At 71.4% G+C, this 26,107-nt stretch carries 20 protein-coding genes; 10 read left to right on the top strand and 10 right to left on the bottom strand.

What is annotated here, in order from left to right; translation table 11 throughout:
- Positions 1-65: 65 nt before the first annotated feature.
- From ACH4U7_RS08805 to ACH4U7_RS08775, 7 genes are all read right to left on the bottom strand, one after another.
- Entirely contained in the window at positions 66-1,088 is a 1,023-nt protein-coding gene (locus ACH4U7_RS08805) for a LacI family DNA-binding transcriptional regulator (protein WP_398527257.1), read from the bottom strand.
- The gene (locus ACH4U7_RS08800; RefSeq protein ID WP_398527256.1) at positions 1,088-2,512 is read right to left on the bottom strand and encodes an arabinose isomerase; all 1,425 of its coding nucleotides are present in this window, start codon (positions 2,510-2,512) and stop codon (positions 1,088-1,090) included. Before ACH4U7_RS08800 ends, ACH4U7_RS08805 begins: the two co-directional genes overlap by 1 nt.
- Before the next feature lie 75 nt (positions 2,513-2,587).
- Positions 2,588-2,908, bottom strand: a complete 321-nt coding sequence (locus tag ACH4U7_RS08795) for an L-rhamnose mutarotase (protein WP_398527255.1) — start codon at positions 2,906-2,908, stop codon at positions 2,588-2,590.
- 11 nt (positions 2,909-2,919) lie between these two features.
- Positions 2,920-4,008, bottom strand: a complete 1,089-nt coding sequence (rhaS, locus tag ACH4U7_RS08790; protein ID WP_398527254.1) for a rhamnose ABC transporter substrate-binding protein — start codon at positions 4,006-4,008, stop codon at positions 2,920-2,922.
- Between the two features lie 65 nt (positions 4,009-4,073).
- Positions 4,074-5,063 carry an ABC transporter permease gene (locus tag ACH4U7_RS08785; RefSeq protein WP_385625872.1) on the bottom strand — a complete coding sequence of 330 codons (990 nt, stop codon included), beginning with the start codon at positions 5,061-5,063 and terminating at the stop codon, positions 4,074-4,076.
- The gene (locus tag ACH4U7_RS08780; RefSeq protein ID WP_398527253.1) at positions 5,060-6,094 is read right to left on the bottom strand and encodes an ABC transporter permease; all 1,035 of its coding nucleotides are present in this window, start codon (positions 6,092-6,094) and stop codon (positions 5,060-5,062) included. Before ACH4U7_RS08780 ends, ACH4U7_RS08785 begins: the two co-directional genes overlap by 4 nt.
- Positions 6,091-7,620, bottom strand: a complete 1,530-nt coding sequence (locus ACH4U7_RS08775; RefSeq protein WP_398527252.1) for a sugar ABC transporter ATP-binding protein — start codon at positions 7,618-7,620, stop codon at positions 6,091-6,093. The genes ACH4U7_RS08780 and ACH4U7_RS08775 overlap by 4 nt, the downstream gene beginning before the upstream one ends.
- A 327-nt stretch (positions 7,621-7,947) precedes the next feature.
- On the opposite strand from ACH4U7_RS08775, the gene rhaI reads away from it, so the two are divergent.
- From rhaI to ACH4U7_RS08740, 7 genes are all read left to right on the top strand, one after another.
- Positions 7,948-9,108 (top strand): L-rhamnose isomerase, encoded by a 1,161-nt coding sequence (rhaI, locus tag ACH4U7_RS08770; protein WP_398527251.1) that lies wholly within the window; start codon positions 7,948-7,950, stop codon positions 9,106-9,108.
- Between the two features lie 1,205 nt (positions 9,109-10,313).
- Entirely contained in the window at positions 10,314-12,359 is a 2,046-nt protein-coding gene (locus ACH4U7_RS08765) for a bifunctional aldolase/short-chain dehydrogenase (protein WP_398527250.1), read from the top strand.
- Positions 12,360-12,661: 302 nt separating this feature from the next.
- Positions 12,662-14,167 carry a rhamnulokinase family protein gene (locus ACH4U7_RS08760; protein WP_398527507.1) on the top strand — a complete coding sequence of 502 codons (1,506 nt, stop codon included), beginning with the start codon at positions 12,662-12,664 and terminating at the stop codon, positions 14,165-14,167.
- The gene (locus tag ACH4U7_RS08755; RefSeq protein ID WP_398527249.1) at positions 14,158-14,910 is read left to right on the top strand and encodes a (Fe-S)-binding protein; all 753 of its coding nucleotides are present in this window, start codon (positions 14,158-14,160) and stop codon (positions 14,908-14,910) included. The genes ACH4U7_RS08760 and ACH4U7_RS08755 overlap by 10 nt, the downstream gene beginning before the upstream one ends.
- Entirely contained in the window at positions 14,907-16,403 is a 1,497-nt protein-coding gene (locus ACH4U7_RS08750; RefSeq protein ID WP_398527248.1) for a lactate utilization protein B, read from the top strand. Before ACH4U7_RS08755 ends, ACH4U7_RS08750 begins: the two co-directional genes overlap by 4 nt.
- Positions 16,400-17,053 (top strand): lactate utilization protein C, encoded by a 654-nt coding sequence (locus ACH4U7_RS08745; RefSeq protein WP_398527247.1) that lies wholly within the window; start codon positions 16,400-16,402, stop codon positions 17,051-17,053. The genes ACH4U7_RS08750 and ACH4U7_RS08745 overlap by 4 nt, the downstream gene beginning before the upstream one ends.
- A 558-nt stretch (positions 17,054-17,611) precedes the next feature.
- On the top strand, positions 17,612-19,219 hold the full coding sequence (locus tag ACH4U7_RS08740) for a penicillin-binding transpeptidase domain-containing protein (RefSeq protein ID WP_398527246.1): 1,608 nt from the start codon (positions 17,612-17,614) through the stop codon (positions 19,217-19,219).
- Positions 19,220-19,269: 50 nt separating this feature from the next.
- Here the strand turns inward: ACH4U7_RS08740 and ACH4U7_RS08735 are convergent, their stop codons facing one another.
- Positions 19,270-19,509 (bottom strand): hypothetical protein, encoded by a 240-nt coding sequence (locus tag ACH4U7_RS08735; protein ID WP_398527245.1) that lies wholly within the window; start codon positions 19,507-19,509, stop codon positions 19,270-19,272.
- 109 nt (positions 19,510-19,618) lie between these two features.
- Between ACH4U7_RS08735 and ACH4U7_RS08730 the strand changes: the two genes are divergently transcribed.
- Together ACH4U7_RS08730 and ACH4U7_RS08725 are read left to right on the top strand one after the other, a co-directional pair.
- A complete protein-coding gene (locus ACH4U7_RS08730; protein WP_398527244.1) occupies positions 19,619-20,860 on the top strand; it encodes an ROK family transcriptional regulator in 1,242 nt (413 codons plus the stop codon).
- Between the two features lie 240 nt (positions 20,861-21,100).
- Positions 21,101-24,025: a glycoside hydrolase family 2 TIM barrel-domain containing protein gene (locus tag ACH4U7_RS08725; protein WP_398527243.1), complete on the top strand. Its 2,925-nt coding sequence runs from the start codon at positions 21,101-21,103 to the stop codon at positions 24,023-24,025.
- 79 nt (positions 24,026-24,104) lie between these two features.
- On the opposite strand, the gene ACH4U7_RS08720 is transcribed toward ACH4U7_RS08725, so the two are convergent.
- Positions 24,105-25,076, bottom strand: coding sequence for an ArsR/SmtB family transcription factor (locus tag ACH4U7_RS08720; protein ID WP_398527242.1), 972 nt, complete (start codon positions 25,074-25,076; stop codon positions 24,105-24,107).
- Positions 25,077-25,721: 645 nt separating this feature from the next.
- On the opposite strand from ACH4U7_RS08720, the gene ACH4U7_RS08715 reads away from it, so the two are divergent.
- Complete coding sequence (locus ACH4U7_RS08715; protein ID WP_358642318.1) at positions 25,722-25,823, top strand: HNH endonuclease signature motif containing protein; 102 nt, start codon at positions 25,722-25,724, stop codon at positions 25,821-25,823.
- A 49-nt stretch (positions 25,824-25,872) separates the two neighbouring features.
- Here the strand turns inward: ACH4U7_RS08715 and ACH4U7_RS08710 are convergent, their stop codons facing one another.
- Positions 25,873-26,079 carry a hypothetical protein gene (locus ACH4U7_RS08710; RefSeq protein WP_358642320.1) on the bottom strand — a complete coding sequence of 69 codons (207 nt, stop codon included), beginning with the start codon at positions 26,077-26,079 and terminating at the stop codon, positions 25,873-25,875.
- Positions 26,080-26,107: the final 28 nt, after the last annotated feature.

Here is a 26,107-nt window from a genome sequence, read left to right as displayed (position 1 = left end):
CGCGGCATGGATAGATCGGATCTCTCAGTCGGAATGTAACAGGCAGAGAAGAGCTGTCAATGGGCTCAGCGCAGCCGCGCCAGGCTCGATCCGCGGACCACGAGCTCGGGCTGGAGCACGATCCGCTGATGCCGGTGGGCGCCGGCCGCCTCCCCCGTCTCCTCGATCAGCAGCTCCGCCGCCGTACGCCCCATCCGGAACGCCGGCTGCCGTACGGACGTCAGCGGCACCGCGGCCGCCGCCGCGAACTCGATGTCGTCGTAGCCCACCAGCGCCACATCCCCCGGCACCGACACCCCCGCCCCGTACAGCGCCTGCAACACCCCCAGCGCCAAAAGGTCGTTGGCGCAGAAGACGGCCGTCGGCCGCGGCGACATCCCCAGCAGCCGCGCCCCCGCGTCCCGCCCCGCCGCCACATCCAGCCGCTCGACCTCGACATGGCGCAGCGCGTCATCGTCCAGGCCCGCCTCCCGCAGGGCGCGCACCGCGCCGGTGCGGCGGTCGTGGCACTGGGCCAGCTGCATGGGGCCGCTGACATACGCGATGGAGCGGTGGCCCTGGTCGAGGAGGTGGCGGGCGGCCAGTGTGCCGCCGGTGACATCGTCGACCGAGACCGAGCAGCCCTCCGCGCTGGGCACCACCCGGTCGACGAAGACGAACGGGATGCCGTGGCGCCGGAACGACTCCAGGTTGCGCCCGCTGATATCGGCGGGGGTGACCAGGACGCCGCGTACCCGCTGCTCGGAGAAGAGCGCCAGATACTCGGCCTCCTCGTCGGGGCTCTGCGCGCTGTTGCACACCATCACCCCGAGCCCCGCCTCACGCGCCGCCCGCTCCGCGCCACTGGCCACATCCACAAAGAACGGATTCGCCATGTCCAGCACCAGCAACGAAATAATCCGGCTACGACCCGCCCGCAACTGCCGCGCCGACTCGCTGCGCACATACCCAAGCCGCTCGATGGTGGCGAGCACCCGGGCCCGGGTCTCCTCCGACACCGACTCCGGACGGTTGATGACGTTGGAGACCGTGCCGACGGAGACCCCGGCCTGGCGGGCCACCTCCTTGATGCCCACCGGCCGTGCCATCAAGCCGCGACTTCCACAAGCTCCAGACCGGTGAGGTCGGCGAGGGCGCGCAGCTCGGGCAGCAGTTGGCCGGTGGCCAGCGCCCAGTGGTGGGCGACCCCGCTCGCGCTCCAGGCGTCGGTCCACTCCCCCGGGTCGCAGCCGAAGTCGACACGGGAGGTGGTGTTGCCGATCTTCAGCAGCGGGCCGCCGACCACCTCGCCCTCGGAGGCGACGATCTTGTAGCGGCCGTCCCGGGTCTGGCCGAGCCCGACGAGGGTGACCGGGCCGTGTCGCACATCGAACTCGACCGACACCCCCCAGCCGCGTTTGCCGTGATAGACACCGAGTCCGCGCAGCAGCGGCCTGCGCTCGCTGATGGCGAGGTGGCCGGGCCCGTCGTGGCCCATCTCGACCACCGCGTCCCGGAAGTTGAGCGCCTGCAGCTCCGTGAAGGAGCCGCCCGCGCCGAACCGGTCGCAGATCAGCATGGCCAGCGAGGTGCGCAACTCGTACTCGCCGGCCGCCGGGACGCCGCGCGCGGTGAGCAGCGACGAGCCGAGGATCATGCCCGCGCCCAGCTTCTCGTGGATCTCCCCGTCCAGGCCCCGGTGGTAGTACGCGAGCGAGTCCAGGTCGAAGTCGGCCACCAGCCGGTCCAGGCCCACGGACACACGCGCCGCCCAGGCCAGATCCTCCTCGACGACGGAGTCGGCGAGCTCGAACACCTCACGGGTCTCGGCCAGCTTCGCCGCCACCTCGTCGTCCTTGACCTGCTGGACCCGAACCCGCAGATCGTCGAACTCCAGGACCTCGACATGGCCGCCGAGGTTGCCGGTGACCATCGTGAGGTCGGTGGACACGTCGTACATCCCCGGGTAGAGGTGTCCCATCAGCCCGTGGCGGCCGTGGCGCAGCACGGACCGCACCCCGGCGGCCCGGATCCAGCGGCCGATACGGTCCCAGGCCCGCTGGTCCTCCAGATATCCGGACACCGAGCGGAAGGGGACACCGACCCGCTCGAAGGCGTTCGCCATCTCGGGCAGCGGACATGCGCCGCAGTAGGCGAGCCAGGCGCCGGTGTCGAACGACGCGTGGTCCATGGCCTCGGTGGGCTGGAGGTTGATCAGCAGCACGGGGGCACCGCTGCGCTGGGCGATGGGCACCAGCATGGTGGCGGTCATATAGGTGGTGAGAAAGCCGACGATCAGATCGCAGTCCGCCGCGCGAAGCTTCTCGGCGGCCACCGCGCCCTCCTGGGCGTCGGAGATGAAGCCCACATCGACGACCTCGGCGTCGAACTCCCGCATACGCTCGGTCACCCGGGCCGCGGAGCGGCGCAGCTGCGGCAGCAGATCGGGGAACTGGGGCCAGTACGCCCCGAGTCCGCCCGCGACCAGCCCGATCTTCGGTTTGCGGGCGACGGCGGGGAGACGTTCGGACATGGCGGCTCTCTCATCTCTCTGGCTGGTATCTGGCTGGGGAGGCGGGGCGGGGTGTTTCCCCGCCCCGCCCCACGGCTACGCGAGGTGGAAGACCTCCGTCAGCGGCTTCATCGCCTCATCCGGCTTCGCGCCGTCCAGCGCCTCGAAGAACTCCGCCATCTCCGCCTGCCACCTGGCATTGACGTCCGTCTCCGCCATGGCCGCCTGGGCCGCCGCGAAGTCCTCCGTCTCCAGGTAGCCGACGAGCAGGCCGTCCTCGCGCAGGAAGAGCGAGTAGTTGTGCCAGCCGGTGGCGGAGAGGGCGTCGAGCATGTCGGGCCAGACGGCCGCGTGACGCTCACGGTATTCCTCGAGCCGGTCCTGGCGGACCTTCAGCAGAAAGCAGACGCGCTGCATGCCGGGCCGTCTCAGAAGTCGAAGTCGTCGATGTTGTCCTTGTTGAAGACGGTGGGCGGGCCGAGGATGACCTCGCCGTCCTTGCCGATCGTGTACTCGCCGAGCTTGCCGGCCTTGAACTTCTCCCCCTCCGCACCGGTGATCTGCCCGGACGCCAGCGCCGCCGCCGCGTAGGAGCCGAGGTAGCCGAGCTTCTTCGGGTCCCACAGGGAGAACTGCTCGACCGTGCCGTCCTTGACGTACTTGCGCATCTGGTTGGGCGTGCCGAGGCCGTTGATGACGACCTTGCCCTTGTACGAGGAGGCGCTGATGTAGCGGGCGGCGGCCGCGATGCCGACCGTAGTGGGCGAGATGATGCCCTTCAGGTTCGGGTAGGCCTTGAGCAGGCCCTGGGTCTCCTGGAAGGACTTCTGGTCGTCGTCGTCCCCGTAGGCCGTCTTGACCAGCTTCATGTTCTTGTACTTGGGCTTCTTCAGCTCGTCCTTCATGAACTCGATCCAGGTGTTCTGGTTGGTCGCGTTCTGAGTGGCCGAGAGAATGGCGATCTCGCCCTTGTAGTCGAGCTGTTCGGCGATGTGCTGGACCTGGCTGCGGCCGATCTCCTCCGAGCTGGCCTGGTTGATGAACAGCTGGCGGCATTCCTTGGCCGTGTCGGAGTCGTACGCGACGACCTTGATGTCCTTCTTCATGGCCTGCTTGAGCGGGCCGCACACCGCGTTGGGGTCGTTGGCGGCGATGAGGATGGCGTCCTGCCGCTGCTGGATGAGGGTGTTGATGTACGACACCTGGGAGGAGGCGCTGGCGTCGGAGGGGCCGACCTCCTTGCCCTTGCCGCCGAACTCCCCGGCCGCCTCGATGCCCGCGTCGTCGACGATCTTCTCGTACGGGTTGTTGATCTGCTTGGGCAGGAAGGCGAGCTTGAGCCCCTTCTTCAGCGGGGCGTCGGGGTTGGCCTTCGCATCTGTGGCCTTGACGTCGCCGCCGTTGTCTGAGGAGTCCTTCTTGGTGGTGCCGCCGCAACCCGCGAGGGTGACGGCCAGGGCACAGGCCGCGGCGACGGAGGCCGCGGCGCGGCGCCGGGAGGACGTGCGGAGGAACATGGAGAGACCTTTCGGGGAAGCGGGGAAGCAGGGAAGTGGGACGTGGTGCGGCGACGCGTCAGCTGTCAGCTGGAGGGGGTGGCAGCGGCTCTGCGGTGGCGCCATTCGCTGACGGTGGAGATCAGCCGGGGGGTGAGGACGGAGGCCACCAGCAGCAGCCCGGTGACGATCACCTGGACCTCGTTGGCGACGTCGTTGAGGGTCAGCAGGTTCTTCAGGATGCCGATGAGCAGCACTCCGGCGACCGCGCCGAAGAGGGTGCCCTTTCCGCCGTCGAAGTCGATGCCGCCGAGCAGGACGGAGGCGATGACCAGCATCTCGAAGCCCTGGCCGTTGTCGGCGCGGGCGCTGCCGTAGCGGAGGGTGAACACCACGCCCGCGAAGGCGGACACCAGCCCGGTGACCACGAACAGGAGGAGCTTGATGCGCTTGACGCGGATACCGGCGAAGTACGCGGCGTCCTCCTGGGCGCCGATGGCGAACAGCGACCGGCCCAGGCCCGTGGCGTGGAGCACCACCGCGGCCACGACGGCCAGCACGATGAACAGCGCCACCGGATAGGTGATGAAGGTGCCGGGGATGGTGGTGGTGTCCACCGCCCACTTGGCGTAGGTCTCGGGGAAGTCGGTGATGGCGTTGGAGCCGAGCACCACGGAGGCAAGACCCCGGTAGAGGGCGAGCGTGCCGATGGTGACGGCGAGCGAGGGCAGCCCGACCTTGGTGACCAGCCAGCCGTTGAGCAGACCGCCGGCCACGCCGACCAGCAGCACCACGGGCACGATCGTCTCGAACGCCCAGCCGGAGTCCCACAGCTGCCCGGTGAGGGCGCTGCTCAGCCCCAGCATCGAGGCCACCGACAGATCCACCTGCCCCGCCACCACCAGCAGCGTCATGGGCAGCGCCATCAGCGCCACCTCGGCGATGTCGTTGAAGGCGAAGGCCAGGTTGTCGCGGCTCGCGAAGCCGTCGGTGGTGCCCAGGCCCGTGACGAAGACCGCCACCAGCAGCACGCCGACCGCGGTGTCCCAGCGCAGCGCTCCGCGCAGCGGGCTCATCGGGCGCTCCTCTTCCTCAGCGCACGGGTCATGCGCACATTGACGATCCGGTCCACGCTGATCGCCGCCAGCAACAGGGCGCCGGCGATGGCGTCCTCCCAGAAGGAGTCGACCTTCAGCACGGACAGGGCGCTGCCGATGGTGGTGAGCAGCAGCGCGCCCAGCGCCGCGCCCCACACCGTGCCGACGCCGCCGACGATGGCGACACCGCCGACCACGACCGCGCTGACCACGGTCAGCTCCCAGCCGTGCGCGTTGTCCGCGACGACGGTGCCGAAGCGGGCCAGCCACAGCGAGCCCGCGAAACCGGCGACGGCGCCGGAGAAGACGTACGCGCCCAGCACCCGGCGGCGGATCGGCACCCCGGCCAGCCGGGCGGCCTCCGGGCTGGAGCCGATGGCGTACAGCTCACGGCCGCTGCGGTAGGAGCGCAGGAAGTACGCGGTCACCGCCAGCACGGCGAAGGAGATCAGCGGCAGATACGGGATGCCCAGAACGCTGCCGCTGCCCAGGTCCAGTACGGACTGCGGCACATCGGCGGCGTTGATCTGCTCGCCCTCGGCCCACCAGTAGTCGATGCCCTGGATGATGTAGAGCATCCCGAGCGTCACCACCAGCGCGGGCACCTTGCCGAAGCTGACCAGCGCGCCGCTGACCAGGCCGCAGGCCATGCCGACCGCGATGCCGAGCAGGGCCACCAGCAGCGGGCCGTGGTCCGTACCGGACACGAACTTGCCGCAGGCGAAGGCGGAGAGCCCCACCACGGAGCCCACCGACAGGTCGATGTTCCGGGTGACCACGACCACGGACTGCCCCACCGCGAGCAGCACCAGGATCGCGGCGTTGAGCAACAGGTCCTTGATGCCCTGGTCGTTGAGGAAGCGGGGCTCGGCGATCCAGGTGAAGAGCACCAGGAGCACCAGGGCCCCGGCGATGCTGATCTCGCGGGCCCGGAAGACGGTGTCGACCAGCGAGCGCGCGGAGCGGCCCGCCTCGGCCTGCGCCGTGGGTTTCTCGATGGTGGCCGTCATGCCGCAGCCCTTCCCTTGCCGGTACGGCCGGTCGCGGCCGCCATGACGGACTCCTCGGTGGCCTCGGCGCGCGGGATCTCCGCGACCAGGCGGCCCTCGTGCATCACCAGGACCCGGTCGGCCATGCCCAGCACCTCGGGCAGATCGGAGGAGACCATCAGCACCGCGAGCCCTTCGGCGGCCAGCGACGACAGCAGCCGGTGCACCTCGGCCTTGGTGCCGACGTCGATGCCACGTGTCGGCTCGTCGACGATGAGCACCGCCGGGTCGGTGGCCAGCCACTTGGCGAGTACGACCTTCTGCTGGTTGCCGCCGGACAACACGCCGACGTGGTCGCTCAGCTTGCCGTACTTGAGCTGCAGCCGGGTGGCCCAGTCGGTGGCCCGGCCGCGCTCCAGGGCCCGTTTGACGAGCCCTCCGCTGCGAATCCGGTCCAGTCCGGTGAGGCCGATGTTCCGCTCGATGGACATCTCCATCACCAGGCCGCGCTGGCGCCGGTCCTCGGGTACGAGCGCGAGCCCGGCGGCCATCGCGGCGTTCGGCGAGCCGGGGCGCAGCGGCGTGCCCGCCACCCGTACCTCGCCCGCGTCCGCCCGGTCCACGCCGAACACGGCCTGCGCCACCTCGGTGCGGCCCGCGCCGACCAGCCCGGCCAGCGCGACGATCTCGCCCCGGCGCACCTCGAAGGACACATCCCGGAACACGCCCTCGCGGGTCAGCCGGTGCACCGACAGCGCCGTCTCGCCGACCCGCGTGTCCTGCTTGGGATACAGCTCGTCCAGGTCCCGGCCCACCATCCGGCGCACCAGGTCGTCCTCGGTCAGGCCCGCCAGCGGCTCGGAGGCCACCCAGCGGCCGTCCCGCAACGTGGTCACCCGCTGGCAGAGCCGGAAGATCTCCTCCAGCCGGTGCGAGATGAACAGCACGGCCGCGCCCTCGGCGCGCAGCGCCTCGACGACCGAGAACAGCCGGGCGGTCTCGCTGCCGGTGAGGGCGGCGGTCGGCTCGTCCATGATCAGCACCCGGGCGTCGAAGGACAGCGCCTTGGCGATCTCCACGATCTGCTGGTCGGCGATGGACAGCCCACGAGCGGGCCGGTCGGGGTCCAGGGCCACCCCGAGCCGCCCCATCAGCGCGGCGGTCGCGCTGCGCACCGCCTTGTGGTCGATCCGGCCGAGCCCCCGCCGGGGCTGGCGGCCCATGAAGATGTTCTCCGCGATCGACAGGTCGGGGAAGAGCGTCGGCTCCTGGTAGATGACGGCGATGCCCACGTCACGGGCGTTGGCGGGGCCGTGGAAGACCACCGGTTCGCCGTCGAGCAGCACCTGCCCGGCGTCGGGGCGGTGGACCCCGGCGAGCGTCTTGATGAGCGTCGACTTACCGGCGCCGTTCTCGCCGGCGAGGGCGTGTGCCTCACCCGGGAACAGCTCGAGGGAGACGTCCCGCAGGGCCCGGACGGCGCCGAAGGATTTGTTCACCCCCTTGAGGGCGAGGACCGGAACTCCGGTCGAATCAGCCTGGCTCACGGTGTCGGTGTCTCCTTGCTTCCTTGCAAGAGCGGCCTTCAGGCCGAGGGAAAATGAAATGTTTCAAAGTCGGTGGCGGGAAGCTAACCCGGCGATTTGCCACCGTCAAGGGGGTATGCGCCAGGTAAATCAAGTCGTTGCCGTCCCCCTTGACGCGCCGGTCGCGGTGGACCTACGGTCCAGTAGCTTCGACATTGAATCGTTTTTCCACGTCAGCGACCCCGGGCCTGGGGCCGCACCGCTTCTTGACGCCCGGCCATCCACACGGCTAGCGTCTGTTGAATCGTTTCATAGCCGTAGTTGCCACAGTTGCCCTCGAGGAGACGTATGTCTGACCTTTCGGCCGTGAAGGCGGCCCTCAAGACCCAGGCCGTCGAGACGCCGTCATGGGCGTACGGCAACTCTGGAACCCGCTTCAAGGTCTTCGCCCAGCCCGGTGTCCCGCGCACCCCGCAGGAAAAGCTCGACGACGCCGCCCAAGTGCACGCCTTCACCGGGGTGGCCCCCACCGTCGCCCTGCACATCCCCTGGGACAAGGTCGACGACTACGCGGCGCTCGCCAAGCACGCGGAGGAGCGCGGGCTGAAGCTCGGCGCCATCAACTCCAACGTCTTCCAGGACGACGACTACAAACTCGGCTCGGTCACCAACCCCGACCCCGAAATCCGCGGCAAGGCGCTCGCCCACCTCCTGGAATGCGTCGACATCATGGACGCCATGGGCTCCCGCGACCTCAAACTCTGGTTCTCCGACGGCACCAACTACCCCGGCCAGGACGACATCGCCGCCCGCCAGGACCGGCTCGCCGAGGCCTTGCAGGCCGTCTACGAGCGGCTGGGCGACGACCAACGGCTGCTGCTGGAGTACAAGTTCTTCGAGCCCGCCTTCTACACCACCGACGTCCCCGACTGGGGCACCGCCTACGCCCACTGCCTCAAACTCGGCCCCAAAGCCCACGTCTGCGTCGACACCGGCCACCACGCGCCCGGCACGAACATCGAGTTCATCGTCGCGCTGCTGCTCCGGGAGGGGAAGCTCGGCGCGTTCGACTTCAACTCCCGCTTCTACGCGGACGACGACCTCATGGTCGGCGCGGCCGACCCCTTCCAGCTCTTCCGGATCATGTACGAGGTGATCCGCGGCGGCGGCCTGGGCTCGGGCATCGCGTTCATGCTGGACCAGTGCCACAACATCGAGCCGAAGATCCCGGCGATCATCCGCTCGGTCATGAACGTCCAGGAGGCGACGGCAAAGGCCCTGCTGGTCGACCGCGACGCGCTGTCCGCCGCGCAGACATCGGGCGACGTCCTCGGCTCCAACGCGGTCCTGATGGACGCGTACAACACCGACGTACGGCCGCTGCTGGCCGAAGTCCGCGAGGAACTGGGGATCGACCCCGATCCGATGGCGGCGTACAAGGCCTCCGGGTGGGCGGAGAAGATCGTCGCGGAGCGAGTGGGTGGCACGCAGGCGGGCTGGGGCGCGTAGCGCCTCCGGCGGGGCTGTCGCAACGCCGCCGCGGCTCCGCCGCGCGGCGCGGCGTGCTTCCGGAGCTCCGCCCCGCGGTCCCCGGGCTCGGGGCTACGCCCCGGGCCTCCGGCTGCTCGGCTACGGCTTGGAGAGCCCATGGCCGGGGCGTGCGACGACGGTGGGGTGGGGGTCGGGCACCCCGCCCGGCGCGCCCGGGGGCTCCGCCCCACGCCCTGTCGGCCCGCTGCGCGGAACTTGGGCGGACGGGGCCGGGCTGGGCACCCGGCACTTGTTGGCCAAAGCAACCAGCTACCACCGGGAGGAGTCAGTGCCGAGCCGAGGCCACGCCACGGCGACGGAGTGGCGGCCCGCCCTCCCGGAGGGCCGGGACAGGGCCGGGCTGCCCACTCCCCGCAACGCGCTGGGACAGCGAGCGCGGCCTCAGCCAACTTGCCGTGGCCGGGCGGGCCTCGCGCCCGGAGTGCCGACGGACACGCCCCGCGCCATCCGGAAACGACCCGCTGTCCCGGCCGGACCGGAGCAAGCTGCCGGCTTGCCCGACCCACCCAGGCCCTCGCCCCGGGCAGGAACTGGGCCCCACCAGGAGCCCCGTACCGGCGGACCGGAAACGGGCCCCGGCGGTGGCCGGCAGCACCGCCTCGGCCGGGCCCACGGCCGGGGCGCGCAAACCAGCCGACGGACACCCCCGGGGCGGGGCGAGCCCGCCGGGTGGGGCAGGGACGGCGAGGCTCCGCCTCGCGGCCGCCGGGAGCGGGCCCGGGCTTGGCCACGCCCCGCAGCGGGGGCCTGGCAGCAGGTGGGCAGCACAACCCCAACCAGGCGCCCGCGACTCGGGCGCACCAGCTCGGTGGGGCGGAGGCAGTGGGGCTCCGCCTGGCATCCGCCGGGAACGGGCTTCGGCCATGGGCGGCAGCACGGCCTCGGCCGGGCCACGGCCGGGGCGCGCCAACCAGCCGGCGGACGCGGAGGCTCCGTTTCGCGGCCGCCGGGAGCGGGCCCGGGCTTGGCCAGGCCGCGCAGCGGGCAGCACGCCCCCGACCGGGCAGCCGCCGCCGAGGCGCACCGACCCGCCGACGGACGCGCACGCGCCACCGCCCCGCAGCCCCGGAGGGCAAGGCGGAACCGTACGGGCCCATCCCCACCCCGGAATGGGCCCGTGCGATGGATTGGCCGACTTCACCAACACACGAAGAAGGAAGAACATGACCGCAGAACCGCACCCCGAAGCGGCCACCCTGCTCGAGCGATCACATCGCCTCGGAGCCGATCCCCGGAACACCAACTACGCGGGCGGGAACACCTCCGCCAAGGGCACCGCGACCGACCCCGTCACAGGGCAGGACGTGGAGCTGATGTGGGTGAAGGGGTCCGGAGGGGACTTGGGCACACTCACCGAGGCCGGTCTCGCCGCGCTGCGGCTGGACCGGTTGCGGGCGCTGACCGCGGTCTACCCAGGGGTTGAGCGCGAGGACGAGATGGTTGCCGCGTTCGACTTCTGCCTGCATGGGAAGGGCGGCGCCGCGCCGTCCATCGACACCGCCATGCACGGCCTGGTCAACGCCGCCCATGTCGACCATCTGCACCCCGACTCCGGCATCGCGCTCGCATGCGCCGCCGACGGTGAGGCGCTGACCAAGGAGTGTTTCGGCAACCAGGTCGTATGGGTTCCCTGGCGCCGGCCCGGGTTCCAGCTCGGTCTTGACATCGCTGCCATCAAGAAGGCCAACCCCGAGGCGATCGGCTGCATTCTGGGCGGCCACGGCATCACCGCCTGGGGTGACACCTCCGACGAGTGCGAGGCCAACTCGCTCCGTATCATCCGCACCGCCGAGCAGTTCCTCGCCGACCGCGGCAAGGCGGACCCCTTCGGCCCCGTCGTCCCCGGTCACGAACCGCTCCCCGAGGCCGAACGCCGGGCCCGCGCCGCCGCGCTGGCCCCCGTCCTCCGTGGCCTCGCTTCCACGGACCGCCCACAGGTCGGCCACTACAACGACTCCGACGCCGTCCTCGACTTCGTCTCCCGCGCCGAACACCCGCGTCTGGCCGCGCTCGGCACCTCCTGCCCGGACCACTTCCTCCGTACGAAGGTCCGCCCGCTGGTCCTCGACCTGCCGCCCACGGCCCCGCTCGACGAGGCGATCGCCCGTCTCAAGGAGCTGCACACCGCATACCGCACCGACTACCAGGCGTACTACGAGCGGCACGCCACCCCCGACTCCCCCGCGATGCGCGGCGCCGACCCGGCGATCGTGCTCATCCCGGGTGTCGGAATGTTCAGCTACGGCAAGGACAAGCAGACGGCCCGGGTGGCGGGCGAGTTCTACGTCAACGCGATCAACGTGATGCGCGGCGCCGAGGCCGTGTCCACGTACTCCCCCATCGAGGAGTCGGAGAAGTTCCGCATCGAGTACTGGGCGCTGGAGGAGGCCAAGCTTCAGCGGATGCCGAAGCCCAAGCCGCTGGCCACCCGTATCGCCCTGGTCACCGGCGCGGGCTCGGGCATCGGCAAGGCCATCGCGAACCGCCTGGTGGCCGAGGGCGCCTGCGTCGTCGTCGCGGACATCAACGCGGAGAACGCCGCAGCCGTAGCAGCCGAGCTGGGCGGCCCCGACAAGGCCGTCCCCGTCACGGTCGACATCACCTCCGAAGACCAGATCAAAACAGCCTTCGATCAAGCGGTCCTGGCCTTCGGCGGCGTCGACCTCCTCGTCAACAACGCGGGGATCTCCATCTCCAAGCCCCTCCTCGAAACCACCGCCAAGGACTGGGACCTCCAGCACGACATCATGGCGCGCGGCAGTTTCCTCTCCTCCCGCGAGGCGGCCCGGGTCATGATCGACCAGAACATGGGGGGCGACATCATCTACATCGCCTCCAAGAACTCGGTCTTCGCGGGCCCGAACAACATCGCCTACTCCGCCACCAAGGCCGACCAGGCCCACCAAGTACGTCTCCTGGCAGCCGAACTGGGCGCACACGGCATCCGGGTCAACGGGGTGAATCCCGACGGAGTAGTCCAAGGCTCAGGAATCTTCGCGGGCGGCTGGGGCGCGCAACGCGCGGCCACGTACGGCATCCCCGAAGACGAGCTGGGCAAGTTCTACGCCCAGCGCACCCTGCTCAAGCGCGAGGTCCTGCCCGAGCACGTGGCGAACGCGGTCTTCGCGCTCACCGGGGGCGACCTGACGCACACCACCGGTCTGCACATCCCGGTCGACGCCGGGGTCGCGGCGGCCTTCCTGCGCTGATACGCAGGTGAGGGGGCGGGGGTGCAGGGGTGGCGCCCTGGACGCTTACGCATATTTGTGGCGCCGAGTTCCGGTCAGGACAACGCTTCCGGGCACCGGCGCCGTAAATATGCGGTCCAGGGTGACAGCCCCGGAGGCCCTGCCCCCGCCCCGTACCGAGCACCGCAACGCACCACGAACGCACCGCACCACAACCACGCCGCACCACAACCACGCCGCACCGCAACCACCACGAGGCCCCCGTGCAACCCGCAGAATCTCGCTTCGCCGCCATCGACCTCGGCGCGTCCAGCGGCCGTGTCATGGTCGGCACGGTCGCCCCCGGCGCGCCCGGCGCCCCCGGCACCCTCGAACTCCACGAGGTGCACCGCTTCCCCAACCGCCCGGTCCGCGTGGGCGGCACCCTGCACTGGGACATCCTCGCCCTCTACCAGGGCGTCCTGGACGGCCTGCGCGCCGCGGCCGAGGCCGCCCGTGCCGCGAACGCCCGGCTGACCAGCGTCGGCATCGACAGCTGGGCCGTGGACTACGGCCTCCTGGGCGCCGACGGGGCGCTGCTCGGCAACCCCGTCCACTACCGCGACACCCGCACCGACGGCGCGGCCGAACAGGTCGCCGCCGTCCTCCCGCCCGAGGAGCTGTACGCGGCCACCGGCCTCCAGCACCTCCCCTTCAACACGATCTACCAGCTGACCGCCGCCCGGGGCAGTTCGACGCTCGCCGCCGCACACCGCCTCCTCCTCATCCCGGACCTCATCTCGTACTGGCTGACGGGCGTGGCCGGCACCGAGCTGACCAACGCGTCCACCACCCAGCTGATCGACCCGCGCACCCGCGACTGGTCCCGCGCCGTCGCCACCGTCGCCGACACCCTCGGTATCGACCTGTCGCTCTTCCCGCCACTCCGCCACCCCGGCGACCCGGCGGGATACGTACGCCCGGAGATCCTGTCCGCGACCGGGATCGAAGGCCCCGTCCCCGTCACCGCCGTGGGCTCGCACGACACCGCCTCGGCCGTCGTGGGCGTCCCCGCCACCTCGCCCGACTTCGCGTACATCGCCACCGGCACCTGGTCCCTGGCCGGGCTGGAGCTCGACGCCCCGGTGCTCACCCAGGCGAGCCGGCGCGCCAATTTCACCAATGAGCTCGGCGTGGACGGCACGGTCCGCTATCTACGCAACATCATGGGCCTGTGGATGCTCCAGGAGTGCCTGCGCACCTGGGAAGCCGAAGGCAGACCCCAGGACCTGGAAACGCTCCTGGACCAGGCGGCCCAGGCCACCCCCCTCCGCTCGGTGGTCGACGCCGGGGCCCCGGAGTTCATCGCCCCGGACCGGATGCCCGACCGGATCGCGGAAGCATGCCGCCGCACCGGCCAGCCGACCCCCCGCACCCCCGCCGAGACCGCCCGCTGTGTCCTGGACTCCCTCGCACTCGCCCACCGCCGGGCGATCCTGGACGCCCAGCGCCTGTCCGGCCGTACGGTCCGCACCGTGCATATCGTCGGGGGCGGCGCGCACAACGCGCTGCTGTGCCGGCTGACCGCCGACGCCTGTGGGCTGCCGGTGGTCGCGGGTCCGGCGGAGGCGGCGGCGCTCGGGAATGTTCTGGTGCAGGCCCGGACCGCGGGGGTGATCGGCAGCGGCCTGGCCTGCTTGCGTGCGCTGCTTCACAGCACCCAGCCGCTGAGGCAGTATGAGCCGTCGGGTGATCAAGCGGCGTGGTCCCGGGCGGCCGCCCTCGTCGAGAACGTCGAGAATGTCGAGGGCGGGCGGGCCGAGGGCCAGGAGGAGGAACCGTGCGCGTAGCGCTCTTCATCACCTGCGTCAACGACACGCTCTATCCCCGCACCGGGCAGGCCGTCGTCACCCTCCTCGAACGGCTGGGTGTCGACGTCGGCTTTCCGCCGGGGCAGAGCTGCTGTGGTCAGGCGCAGTTCAACACCGGCTACCGCCATGAGACGGAGCCTCTGGTGCGCCGTTTCGCCGAGGCGTTCGAGGACTACGACTATGTGGTGACCCCCTCGGGGTCGTGTGCCGCCATGGTGCGCGACAACTATCCGAGGATCGGGGCGAAGGCGGCCGCCGAGGGCCGTGGCCAGGAGCTGACCGAGCTCGCCGCCGCGGCAGTGCCCAAGACGTACGAGCTCACCGAGTTCATCACCGATGTCCTCAAGGTGACGGACGTGGGCGCGTACTATCCGCACACCGTGACCTACCACCCCACCTGCCACGGGCTGCGGATGCTGCGCCTGGGGGACCGGCCGCGCAGGCTGCTCTCGGCGGTCGAGGGGCTTGAGCTGGTCGAGCTGCCGGGCGCGGAGGAGTGCTGCGGCTTCGGTGGCACGTTCGCCGTGAAGAACACGGCGGTCTCGGCCGCGATGGGCGCCGACAAGGCGCGCAACATCACCGCCACCGGGGCCGAGGCGGTGTGCACGGTCGACAACTCGTGCCAGATGCACATCGGCGGGACGCTCGCCCGGCAGGGCTCGACGGTCCGCCCGGTCCATATCGCCGAGATCCTGGCGAGCACCGAAGGAGACATCTGGTGACCGGCACCTATCTGGGCATGCCCGCGTTCCCCGTCGCGGCCGCCACCTCGACCAAGAACACGCAGCTGCGCGCCAATCTGCGGCACGCCACCCACACCATCCGCGCCAAGCGCGCCAAGGCCGTCGCGGAGCTGGCGGACTGGGGCGAGCTGCGCGCCGCGGGCGCGGCGATCAAGGACCGTACACTGCGCCATCTCGACCACTATCTGGAGCAGCTGGAGAGCGCCGTGACGGCGGCGGGCGGCCAGGTGCACTGGGCGGCGGACGCGGACGAGGCGAACCGGATCGTCACCGAGCTGGTCCGGGCCACCGGTGAGCGCGAGGTCGTCAAGGTCAAGTCGATGGCCACGCAGGAGATCGGGCTGAACGACGCGCTCGCCGAGGCGGGCATCCGCGCGTACGAGACCGATCTGGCGGAGCTGATCGTGCAGCTCGGCGACGATCTGCCCTCGCACATCCTGGTGCCCGCGATCCACCGCAACCGCACCGAGATCCGCGACATCTTCACCGACCAGATGGCCAGCTGGGGCCGCCCCGCGCCGGAGGGGCTGACGGACGCCCCGGCCGATCTGGCGGAGGCGGCGCGGCTGCATCTGCGCGAGAAGTTCCTGAACGCCAAGGTCGGCATCTCGGGCGCCAACTTCATGGTGGCCGAGACCGGCACGCTGGTCGTGGTGGAGTCCGAGGGCAACGGCCGGATGTGTCTGACCCTCCCCGAGACGCTGATCTCCGTCGTGGGCATCGAGAAGGTGGTGCCGACGTGGCAGGACCTTGAGGTGTTCCTCCAGCTGCTGCCCCGCTCCTCGACGGCGGAGCGGATGAACCCGTACACCTCCACCTGGACCGGCACCACCGACGGCGACGGCCCGCGCGCCTTCCACCTGGTCCTCCTCGACAACGGCCGTACGGACACCCTCGCCGACACCGTCGGGCGCCAGGCGCTGCGCTGCATCCGCTGCTCGGCGTGTCTGAATGTGTGCCCGGTGTACGAGCGGGCAGGCGGCCATGCGTACGGGTCGGCGTACCCGGGGCCGATCGGGGCGATCCTCACACCGCAGCTGCGTGGTACGCAGAGCGAGCTGGACGCCTCGCTGCCGTACGCCTCGTCGCTGTGCGGGGCGTGCTACGAGGTGTGCCCGGTGGCCATCGACATCCCGGAGATCCTGGTCCATCTGCGCGAGCGGGTGGTCGAGGGCGGCCCGGTGTCGGTGCGCGGGACCCGGACCGTCATCAAACCGGCCAAGGGGCATGCCGCGGAGCGCGCCGCGATGCGGGCGGCGCGCTGGGCCTTCGACCATCCGGGCGTGTTGCGCGCCGGGCAGCGGCTGGCCGCCCGTACCCGCCGCTTCCATCCGAGCCGGCTGCCGGGGCCGGGGCGGGCGTGGACGGACACCCGGGAGCTGCCCGAGGTGCCCGCCGAGTCGTTCCGCGACTGGTGGCGCAGGACGCGCGGCGACGAGGGCACGAACAGTGAGGGAAAGAGGACGACGTGAGCAGCCGAGACCTGGTGCTGGCCCGCGTCCGCCGCGCGCTGGCGGACGTCCCCCGTACGGAGCGCCCCTCCGAGGCCCCCGTGGACCGCGGCTATCTGCGGGCCCACGGGGACCGGACCACGGCCCGGACCGTGGATCTGCTCGCGGAGAACCTGGCCGACTACCGGGCGATCGTCCACCGTACGGACCCCGAGGGGCTTCCGGGCCTGATCGCCCGGCTGCTGGACGGGCGGGGCGCGACGAGCGTGGTGCTGCCGCCGGGGCTGCCCGCCGAGTGGCTTTCGGCCGTGGACGCGCAGCGGGTGGAGCGGATCGCGGACACCGAGGAGCTGACCCCGCACGATCTGGACGCGGTCTCCAGCGTCGTCACGGGCTGCGCGGTGGCCGTGGCCGAGACGGGGACCGTCGTCCTGGACGCGGGCCCTGACCAGGGGCGTCGGCGCATCACGCTGGTGCCCGACCACCATGTCTGTGTCATCCGCGTGCCCGAACAGGTCGTGGACTCCGTGCCGCAGGCCCTGGAACGGCTGGCTCCGGGGCGCCCGTTGACCTGGATCTCCGGGCCGTCCGCGACCAGCGATATCGAACTGGACCGGGTGGAGGGGGTGCACGGCCCGCGCACCCTGGAGGTCGTTCTCGTCGAGAGCTGAGGCCGCCACGGGGCCGCCGCGGGGCCGCCACGGGGCCGCCACGGGGCCACTGGGCGGGCCGCTACGGGGGCCGCGGTCGGCCGTCCAGAGCCGTGCGCCGGATGCGGTCTTGCTCACATACCCGCGGTAACAGGGCACTTGAACGTTTTGCGCCGGTGCCGTTGTCGGTGGCGGCCCGTACTCTAGTGCGCATGCGTCCGACTCCTACTCACCACGAACCCGCTTTAATCACCACGCCCACCGACCAGGCGAACGAGGCGATCCGCGTGTTTCTGCGCGCGCGGGCCGGCCGAGCGCTGCGCCCTCAGGAGCGCGTCGAATACGGTCGGTTGCTCTCTGTCTACACCAGGGCGCTGCGGGGAGAGGTCGAGCAGGCGGCATGAGCCGCGGCGGCGCGCTGGAATGCGTGTCGCGGGTCACGCCGTGCGCTTGTGGCCTGAACTACCCCTTGTGATGGAGTATCACCGTCCATAGGTTGTGAACTCGTTGTGCGCCCTGCCGCTTGACGCGGGGGTGGAGCGGCAGGGCGCCAACCATCATGGGGGGACGGACCAGGGCATGCGTGCAGCGGGAAGAGCCGTGCTCGGTGTGACAGCGGTTGCGGTCGTGGGCGTAGCGGGCCTCGGCGCGTACAACCTGTACACCGGGCTCACCGGGGGCGAGAAGGGTCCGGGCCACGACGGCGCGGTGACCGCGTCCGAAGTGCGGGAGACCGCTGGGAAGTTTCTGGCCGCCTGGGCCGATCAGAACGATATGCGGGCCGCGCAGCTCACCAATGACGCCGAGTCCGCCGTGGCCGCGCTGAGCGGCTACCGCAAGGACGGCCATGTGTCGAAGCTGACGCTCAAGTCGGGCCAACCCCACGGCACCCGGGTGCCGTTCGATGTCACGGCCGATATCTCCTTCGAGGACAGCCACTCCACCTGGACCTATGCCTCGGAGCTGACGGTGGTGCGCGGCCGGACGACGGGCCGGCCGCTGGTCGACTGGAGGCCCGCCGTACTGCACCCCAAGCTGACGGCCGAGCGTCCGGCCCTGCGGACGGGGATCGCCGATTCGGTGTCGATCAAGGTGGTGGACCGGGACGGCAAGGAGCTGACGAAGGACCGCTATCCCTCGCTCGGCCCGGTGCTGACCGAGCTCCGCACGAGGTACGCCTCCGCCACGGGCGGCGCCAGCCGGGTCGAGGTGTGGGCGGCCGGCGCGAGCGGCAAGCCCACGACGACGCTCCATGTGGTGGCCAAGGGCAAACCGGGCACGCTGCACACGACGCTCGACGCACAGGTGCAGAGCCGGGCCGAGAAGGCGGTGGCGAAGCGTACGGGCGCCTCGGTGGTCGCGCTCAAGCCCAGTACGGGCGAGGTGCTGGCGGTCGCCAACTCCGACCGCGCCGAGTTCAATCCGGCCTTACAAGGGGCCACCGCGCCCGGCTCGACGTTCAAGATCGTCACCTCGGCGGCGCTGCTGGAGTCCGGCAAGGTCACGCCCGGCCGCGCGGTGCCCTGCCCCAAGACCACCTCGTACCAGCAGGGCATGACCTTCCACAACGTCGAGGACAGCGAGAATCCGGCCGCCACCTTCGCCCAGGACTTCGCGGCCTCCTGCAACACCGCCTTTGTCTCACTGGCCGGCGATCTCCCCGACAGCGGCGTCGCGGACGTGGCGCAGGACGTGTTCGGAATCGGGCTCGAGTGGCATGTGGGGGTGCAGACCTTCGACGGCTCGGTCCCCACAGGTGGCGGGGACGACAAGGCCGCCGCGCTGATCGGGCAGGGCAGGGTCCAGATGAACCCGCTCACCGTGGCCTCGGTCGCGGCCACCGCCCAGACCGGTACGTTCCACCAGCCCGTCATCGTGCCGCGGTCCCTGATCGGCGAGCAGACGGCGACGGCGGTGCGCTCCCTGAGCCCGGCGGCCGCCGGGCAACTGAGGGCCATGATGCGGCTCACCGCCACCAGCGGCACGGCGGCGCGCGCGATGTCCGGGCTCACCGGGGACATCGGGGCGAAGACCGGCTCCGCCGAGATCGACGGGCAGCCGACCACGAACGCCTGGTTCACGGCCTACCGGAACGACATGGCGGCCGCCGCCGTGGTCGTCAAGGGCGGCCACGGCGGCGACGCGGCGGGTCCGGTCGTCAGGGACGTGCTCACCACCCACGGCTGACCGGCCGACCACCCCGGGGCCTCGGCGAGGGGCGGCCGTGAGGGGGCGGCCTACCTGACGTTGTTGATCGGCCAGTGGGTCACTGATATGGCGTCTCCGCAGTCCGCGGTGTCCGTGGTACCCCGGCACACCTTCAGCTGGCCGGAGGTGGGGCCGTCGACCCGTTCGGTCCACCGGGTGCCGGATGCGGTGGCCGAACCGTGGGTCGCCGACCACTCCGCCGCGGCGGCCGCCGCACTTTGGGGAGCGGCCGCCGCCGAGTTCGCCGAGACCGATAAGGCGGCGGCCACGTCACCCGCTTCGTACAATGGTTGCGCGAAGGGGTTGTCCAGGTGCGGCGCGCGGCCTAGTGTGGCGCGGCGTCATACGGGCCGCACCACCGAGCACGGAGGACCCGGCGTGAAGCGCACGTCCCGCGATATCCGCACCGAGAACCGCTACGACGTGCTGCGCCATATCATCGCCGAATCCCCCGTCTCCCGGCAGCAGTTGGCCGCCGCGACCGGGCTGAGCCTGGCCACCGTCGCCACCCTCGTCGGCGAGCTGCTGGACTTCGGCATGCTGGTGGAGGGTGGGTACGAGGACTCCGACGGCGGCCGACCGCGCGGGCTGGTCGCCGTCAACGCCGCGGGCGGCGCGCTGATCGGCGTGGACGTGGCCGAGACCTATATCCATGTCGAGCTGTTCGACCTGGCCCTGACCGTGCTGGCCCGCGCCGACGAGGAGCTGCGCCCCGGCGAGCGGGACGCGGCGCGGCTCGTCGGGCGTATCGCCGCCGCCGTGGCCGATGTCGTGGAGCGGTCGGCCGTCGCCGCGGACCGGGTGCTGGGCGTCGGGGTCAGCATGCCGGGGCAGGTGGACCGCGAGGGCGGGGTGTCCGTCTACGCCGCCAACTGGAACTGGCACGACGTCCCGCTGCTCGACCTGCTGGCCGAACACCTCCCCTATCCGCTCCACCTCGACAACCCGCTGCGCGCCAGCACCGTCGCCGAGCAGTGGTTCGGCGCGGCGCGCGGGCGCGATGACGCGATCGTGGTCAACCTGGGTACGGGCGTGGGGGCCGGGCTCGCACTGGGCGGCGCGTTGCACCGGGGGGTGACCAACAGCGCCGGCGAGTGGGGGCACACCACGCTCGTCCTGGACGGGCGGCTGTGCCACTGCGGCAACCACGGTTGCGTGGAGACGTACGTGGGCGCCCCCGCCATCATGCGCACCCTCAGCGAACTGAGCCCCGACAGCCCGCTGCTGCACCCGGACGACCAGACCGCCACCATCGAAGCGCTCGGCCGGGCACTGGCCGACGGCGATCCGGTGGCCGCGCAGGTGGTCCGCGAGACCGCCCGCTATCTCGGCGCGGCCCTGGCCGACCTGGTCAATCTGCTCAACCCGGAGGTGATCGTGGTCAGCAGCTGGGTGGCCACCGCGCTGGGCGAGCCGCTGCTGGTCGAGGTGCGCGAGGCGGTGGCGCGGCGCGCCCTGCGCCGCCCCTTCGCGAGCGTCGAGATCGTGCTGTGCCCGATCCCGTCCAACCCCGTGAGCCTCGGGGCCGCGACCTTCGCCCTGGAGGGCTCGCTCGCCACCATGAAATCGAAGCATCACCGCACGCCCGCCGCCAACGGCGGCCGCGGCGGCGCGTCCTGATTCCCGGCCCCCACCCGCCGCCACCCGCCGCCACCCGCCGCCACCCGCACAAGCGCTTGCAACAGACTTCGTCCAACCCCTTGCAAAAGTCTTTCGCCGCTCGTTAACGTCCCGTGCTGACGGCCCGGGCCGAAGTGCTCGGGCCGACGCGCGCTCGGGCCGCTGGGGCGCGTGCCGACCGATCGCCTCCATCGCAGTTCCCTCCAGCGCAGATACCTCCATCGCAGACCGAGGAGACCGATGAGCACCACCCCCGACGCCCAGCTCCCCTACTACGAGGACATGTCACCGGGCAGCGGAGGGCTGCCGCCCCGCGCCTGGACCGCCGGGTCCGACGCCGCCCGGCTGGGCCTGAGCGGCGACTGGGCCTTCCGGCTCTCGCCGACCGCCACCGCCGAGGACGAGTCCTTCGCCCGCCCCGACTACGACGCCTCCGGCTGGGGCACGGTCGCCGTGCCGGGCCACTGGGTGCTTCAGGGCCACGGCGCGCCCATCTACACCAATGTGCTCTATCCGTTCCCGGTCGACCCGCCCCGAGTTCCCGACGAGAACCCGACCGGCGACCACCGCCGGGTCTTCGACCTGCCCGAGGACTGGCCGGCCGACGGCGGCGCCGTGCTGCGGTTCGAGGGCGTGGAGTCCTGCGCCCGGGTCTGGCTCAACGGGCAGGAGCTGGGCGTCTTCAAGGGCAGCCGACTGCCGCACGAGTTCGCGGTGGGCGAGCTGCTGCGACCGCGCGGCAATGTGCTGGCCGTACGCGTCCACCAGTGGTCCTCGGGCACCTACCTGGAGGACCAGGACCAGTGGTGGCTGCCCGGGATCTTCCGCGAGGTGACCCTGCTGCACCGCCCGGCCGACGCGGTCACCGACTTCTTCGTGCACGCCTCCTACGACCACGCCTCCGGCGAGGGCACGCTGCGGGTCGACGCCGCGCCCGGCGGCCGGGTCACCGTGCCGGAGCTGGGTCTCGACCTGGCCACCGGCGAGAGTGCGACCGTGGCCGTCGAGCCGTGGACGGCCGAGACCCCACGGCTGTACGAGGCCACGCTCGCCACCGGCGGCGAGCGGGTGGCGCTGCGGGTGGGCTTCCGTACGGTCGTCGTCGAGGACGGCGTGATCAAGGTCAATGGCAAGCGGGTGCTGTTCCGCGGGGTCAACCGGCATGAGTTCCACCCCGAGGCCGGGCGCGCCGTGGACCTGGAGACCATGCGCCAGGACCTGGTGCTGATGAAGCGGCACAACATCAACGCCGTACGCACCAGCCACTACCCGCCGCACCCCGCCTTCCTCGACCTGTGCGACGAGCTGGGCCTGTGGGTGATCGACGAATGCGATCTGGAGACCCACGGCTTCGTCGACCTCGGCTGGCGCGGCAACCCGGTCGACGACGACCGCTGGACCCCGGCCCTGGTGGACCGGGCCCGCCGGATGGTCGAGCGGGACAAGAACCACGCGTCGGTGGTGATGTGGTCGCTGGGCAATGAATGCGGCACCGGCCGCGGGCTGACCGCCATGGCCGACTGGATCCGCGAGCGCGACCCCTCGCGGGTGATCCACTACGAGGGCGACATGTCCTGCGCCGACACGGACGTCTACTCGCGGATGTACGCCCCGCACGAGGAGGTCGACCAGATCGGGCAGCGCACCGAGGCCGCCTGGGCGGACGCCGAGCTGGACGCCAAGCGCCGCGCGCTCCCCTTCATCCTGTGCGAGTACGCCCACGCCATGGGCAACGGGCCGGGCGGACTCAGCGACTACCAGCGGCTGTTCGAGGCGCATGAGCGCTGCCAGGGCGGGTTCGTCTGGGAGTGGATCGACCACGGCATCGCCAAGCGCACCGCCGAAGGCGAGCTCTTCTACGGGTACGGCGGGGACTTCGGCGAGGAGCTGCACGACGGCAACTTCGTCTGCGACGGGCTGCTCTTCCCCGACCGCACCCCCTCCCCGGGGCTGATCGAGTACAAGAAGGTCATCGAGCCGGTCCGGATCGAGGGCGACGGCGCGGCGGGCACGGTCCGCGTCACCAACACCCATGACTTCGCCGACCTGTCCCATCTGACGTTCTCCTGGGCGTACGAGGCCGAGGGCGTCAAGGTCGGCGGCGGCGAGCTGGCGGTCCCGCCGCTGGCCCCGGGCGAGTCCGCCGACCTCAAGCTCCCCGACCGGCCCGCGACGGACGCCGGCGGCGAGGCGCTGTGGACCGTACGGGCGCGGCTCGCGGCCGACACCGCGTGGGCGGAGGCGGGCCACGAGGTGGCGTGGGGGCAGATCCCGGCCACCGCCCCGACCGCCTCGCCCACAGCCTCCTCCACTGGGGCTGCCGCGCTCGCGCCACGCCGCGAGGACGGCGCGCTCGTGCTGGGCCCGGGGGCCTTCGACCCGACCACCGGCGCGCTGCTCTCCCTCGGCGGCCTCGCCGTCACCGGCCCCCGGCTCGACGTGTGGCGCGCGCCCACCGACAACGACAACGGCGCGGAGTGGCAGCCCGATGAGCGCTACGGCCTGATCTGGCGCAAGCTCGGTCTGCACCGGATCCACCACCGCGTCGACGCGGTGGAGGTGGCGGACGACGCCCTGACCGTCCGTACCCGTGTCGCCCCCGCGGCCACCGACGTCGGCCTGGAGGCCGTCTACCGCTGGACCGCCGACGCGGACAAGCTGCGTCTGGACGTCTCCGTCACCCCGCTGGGCGAGTGGAACTGCCCGCTGCCGCGCCTGGGCGTACGGCTCGGCGTCCCCGCCGCGCTGGGCCGGGCCGAGTGGTTCGGCGGCGGCCCCGGCGAGGCGTACCCGGACACCCACGCCGCCTCCCGGATCGGGCGGTGGGCGCTGTCGGTCGACGAGATGCAGACGCCGTACGTCAGGCCGCAGGAGAACGGGGCCCGGGCGGACGTCCGATGGGCGCGGCTGACCGATGACGGCGGGGCCGGGATCGCGGTGGAGGGCGCGCCGCCGTTCTGGTTCACGGCGCGGCGGTGGACCACGGAGCAGCTGGACGCGGCCGAGCACACCCCGGATCTGTCCCCGTCGGCGGACACGGTGTGGGTGAACCTCGACCACGGGCAGCAGGGCATCGGCAGCCAGTCGTGCGGGCCCGGGGTGCTTCCCCCGTACCGCCTCGGCGCCGCGCCCGCCGAGTTCTCGTTCACCTTCTCGCGCATCTAAGAGGGGAGTTCGTGGTGGGTTCGAGACGACGGCACGCCGTCTCGAACCCATCACGAACCCACCACGAACGCACGCGTGTTCAGGACCCGTGCCGCACCAGCAGCCCGCCCAGCGCGGTGCGCCGGTGCAGCACCGCGCGCCCGGCGCGGACCGTGGTGATCAGTCCGGCGCCGCGCAGCGCGGCGGTGTGGGCGGAGGCCGTGGCGTTGCTGACGCCCAGTCGCCGGGCGAGCCCGCTGGTGGTGTGTTCCTCGGCGAGCAGCAGCAGAATGTCGAGGCGGGTCCGGCCGAGCACCGCGGCCAGCGCGTCGTCGCCGCCCGTGCCGCCCGCCCCGGCCGGCGGCAGCGGCAGGCCCGGGCCGGCCGGGTAGGTGACGTACAGGGGGTGGCCGGGCAGATCGGCGAGGAGGGGCCGGCCGCTCCAGTGGAAGGTGGGCTGGAGGACCAGCCCGCGGCCGCACAGCTCGATCTCCCGCTCCCCCGGCCCGTCGAGTTCCCAGACCTCCTCCTTGAGCCGGGCGCCGGGCACCAGCGCGGTGAGCGCGGCGGCGATGCCGTGCTCGGCCACGGCGAGGGCGTGACGGGTGAACTCCCCTTGGTGCAGATCCTGTACGAGGGGCCAGACGGGGGCCAGGACCGATTCGAAGGCCGTGCGCTGGGCGCGGCGCAGCAGCCGCCAGGCGTCGGCTCCGCCGTGGTGCAGATCGCGGATCCACAGCGGGGTGGGTCCCGGGTGACCTGCGTAGACGCGCTCGATCTCGGCGCGGACCAGGGCGGGGCGGGCGGCCCGTACGGTGTCCAGGCCCTCCTTGAGGTCATCGCTGAACACATCGATGAACGCGGGGGCCAGGCCCGCCGGGGCCAGATCGCGCAGCGGCCCGGCCGCGTCGGGCAGCGAGCGCAGCAGCCGCCGTCGCCAGCGGCCGTAGAGCGGTGCGTCGCCGGGCAGGCACATCCGCATCAGGGCCACGTTCAGCTCCTGCAGCGGGGCCGGCCGGGGCGCGAAGCGAACCCGGGCGAAGTCGGCGGCCGTGAAGCGGATGCGGATCATTGCTCCCCCAAGCGGTGTCAGGCGGATCCTTCCCGTTCCCGCCCCTTCCCGATGCTCCAGACGGAAAGTTCTGGGGTGGTCGGAAGATTCGGCGAAACATTAGCTCCGCCCATGCACCACGCGCCCCGTTCCGGGGCGGCCGCTGGGGTCGTGAGGCAGAGCGCGGGGAGACCGCACCGCTATGAGTAACCGGCTCGTGCGCGAGTCGCCGAAAAGGGTTGCAGCCCGTGTGATCTCCCTACCGTGTCCGGACCGGTCCCGCCGGCGAGGACGACACCGAGCCCGCCTGACCCAATCGGCAGAGGTGCACGGTACCGGCCCCGGCTCGGGGTATCGGCCGCAGAGTTCCCGGTTCAAGTCCGGGGTGGGCACACAACGACGAGCACCAGGACCACGGCGACCAGGGGGTGACCATGGCTCGCTGTACCGAGTGCGAGGACACCGCCACACACCGCGGACGCTGCGAGGCACACCACGCCGAGAACGAGAACCGTCCGGCCGTACGGGCAAGGCGCAAGCGTCGCGATCGTCGCCCGAGGGATCTCGGCTGCCGCACGGCTCCTCCGGATCATTCGGAAGTCGGGGCGGTGGAAATGCGCTAGCTGCGTTCACCACCTGCTTGCGTCGGGAATCGACGGAGACCACGTGCAGCCGCTCGCCCTCGGTGGCGAGGACATAGACGAGAACGTGCAGCCGCTGTGTAAGAGCTGCCACAATCTCAAGACTCGTGAGGACTTCGAAAGGTGAACGCGAATGACAATGAAGGCCCCTGCTCTTCCGCAGGAGCCTTCATCGCCTAATCCTCGCTGCGTCCAACCTGGTCGTCGGGCAGCGGGTCTACATTGTCATCCTGCCGACCTTTTCCTTCACCCTTCAGCTCTTCCCAAAGAGCACGCAGGGCCGGAATGGCCCTTCTCGCTTCACGGGAGAACAGGAGAATCTGGGCAAGGACGATTTGCAGGATCAGGAAGACGTCGAGGATCACGTCTTTGATCTGGTCCACTGACTGGCTTCCTTCTCGCGAAATGGTG

It is taken from the genome of Streptomyces sp. NPDC020845 (assembly GCF_044334165.1).
Classification (GTDB): domain Bacteria; phylum Actinomycetota; class Actinomycetes; order Streptomycetales; family Streptomycetaceae; genus Streptomyces.
The sequence above is the reverse complement of the archived record's forward strand: the minus strand, read 5'-3'. Positions and strand labels throughout refer to the sequence as shown.

Coding starts and splice junctions, on each gene's coding strand:
- ACH4U7_RS08805 (WP_398527257.1), bottom strand. CDS start 1,088: ATGGCACGGCCGGTGGGCATCAAGGAGGTGGCCCGCCAGGCCGGGGTC.
- ACH4U7_RS08800 (WP_398527256.1), bottom strand. CDS start 2,512: ATGTCCGAACGTCTCCCCGCCGTCGCCCGCAAACCGAAGATCGGGCTG.
- ACH4U7_RS08795 (WP_398527255.1), bottom strand. CDS start 2,908: ATGCAGCGCGTCTGCTTTCTGCTGAAGGTCCGCCAGGACCGGCTCGAG.
- rhaS (WP_398527254.1), bottom strand. CDS start 4,008: ATGTTCCTCCGCACGTCCTCCCGGCGCCGCGCCGCGGCCTCCGTCGCC.
- ACH4U7_RS08785 (WP_385625872.1), bottom strand. CDS start 5,063: ATGAGCCCGCTGCGCGGAGCGCTGCGCTGGGACACCGCGGTCGGCGTG.
- ACH4U7_RS08780 (WP_398527253.1), bottom strand. CDS start 6,094: ATGACGGCCACCATCGAGAAACCCACGGCGCAGGCCGAGGCGGGCCGC.
- rhaI (WP_398527251.1), top strand. CDS start 7,948: ATGTCTGACCTTTCGGCCGTGAAGGCGGCCCTCAAGACCCAGGCCGTC.
- ACH4U7_RS08765 (WP_398527250.1), top strand. CDS start 10,314: ATGACCGCAGAACCGCACCCCGAAGCGGCCACCCTGCTCGAGCGATCA.
- ACH4U7_RS08760 (WP_398527507.1), top strand. CDS start 12,662: ATGGTCGGCACGGTCGCCCCCGGCGCGCCCGGCGCCCCCGGCACCCTC.
- ACH4U7_RS08740 (WP_398527246.1), top strand. CDS start 17,612: ATGCGTGCAGCGGGAAGAGCCGTGCTCGGTGTGACAGCGGTTGCGGTC.
- ACH4U7_RS08725 (WP_398527243.1), top strand. CDS start 21,101: ATGAGCACCACCCCCGACGCCCAGCTCCCCTACTACGAGGACATGTCA.
- ACH4U7_RS08720 (WP_398527242.1), bottom strand. CDS start 25,076: ATGATCCGCATCCGCTTCACGGCCGCCGACTTCGCCCGGGTTCGCTTC.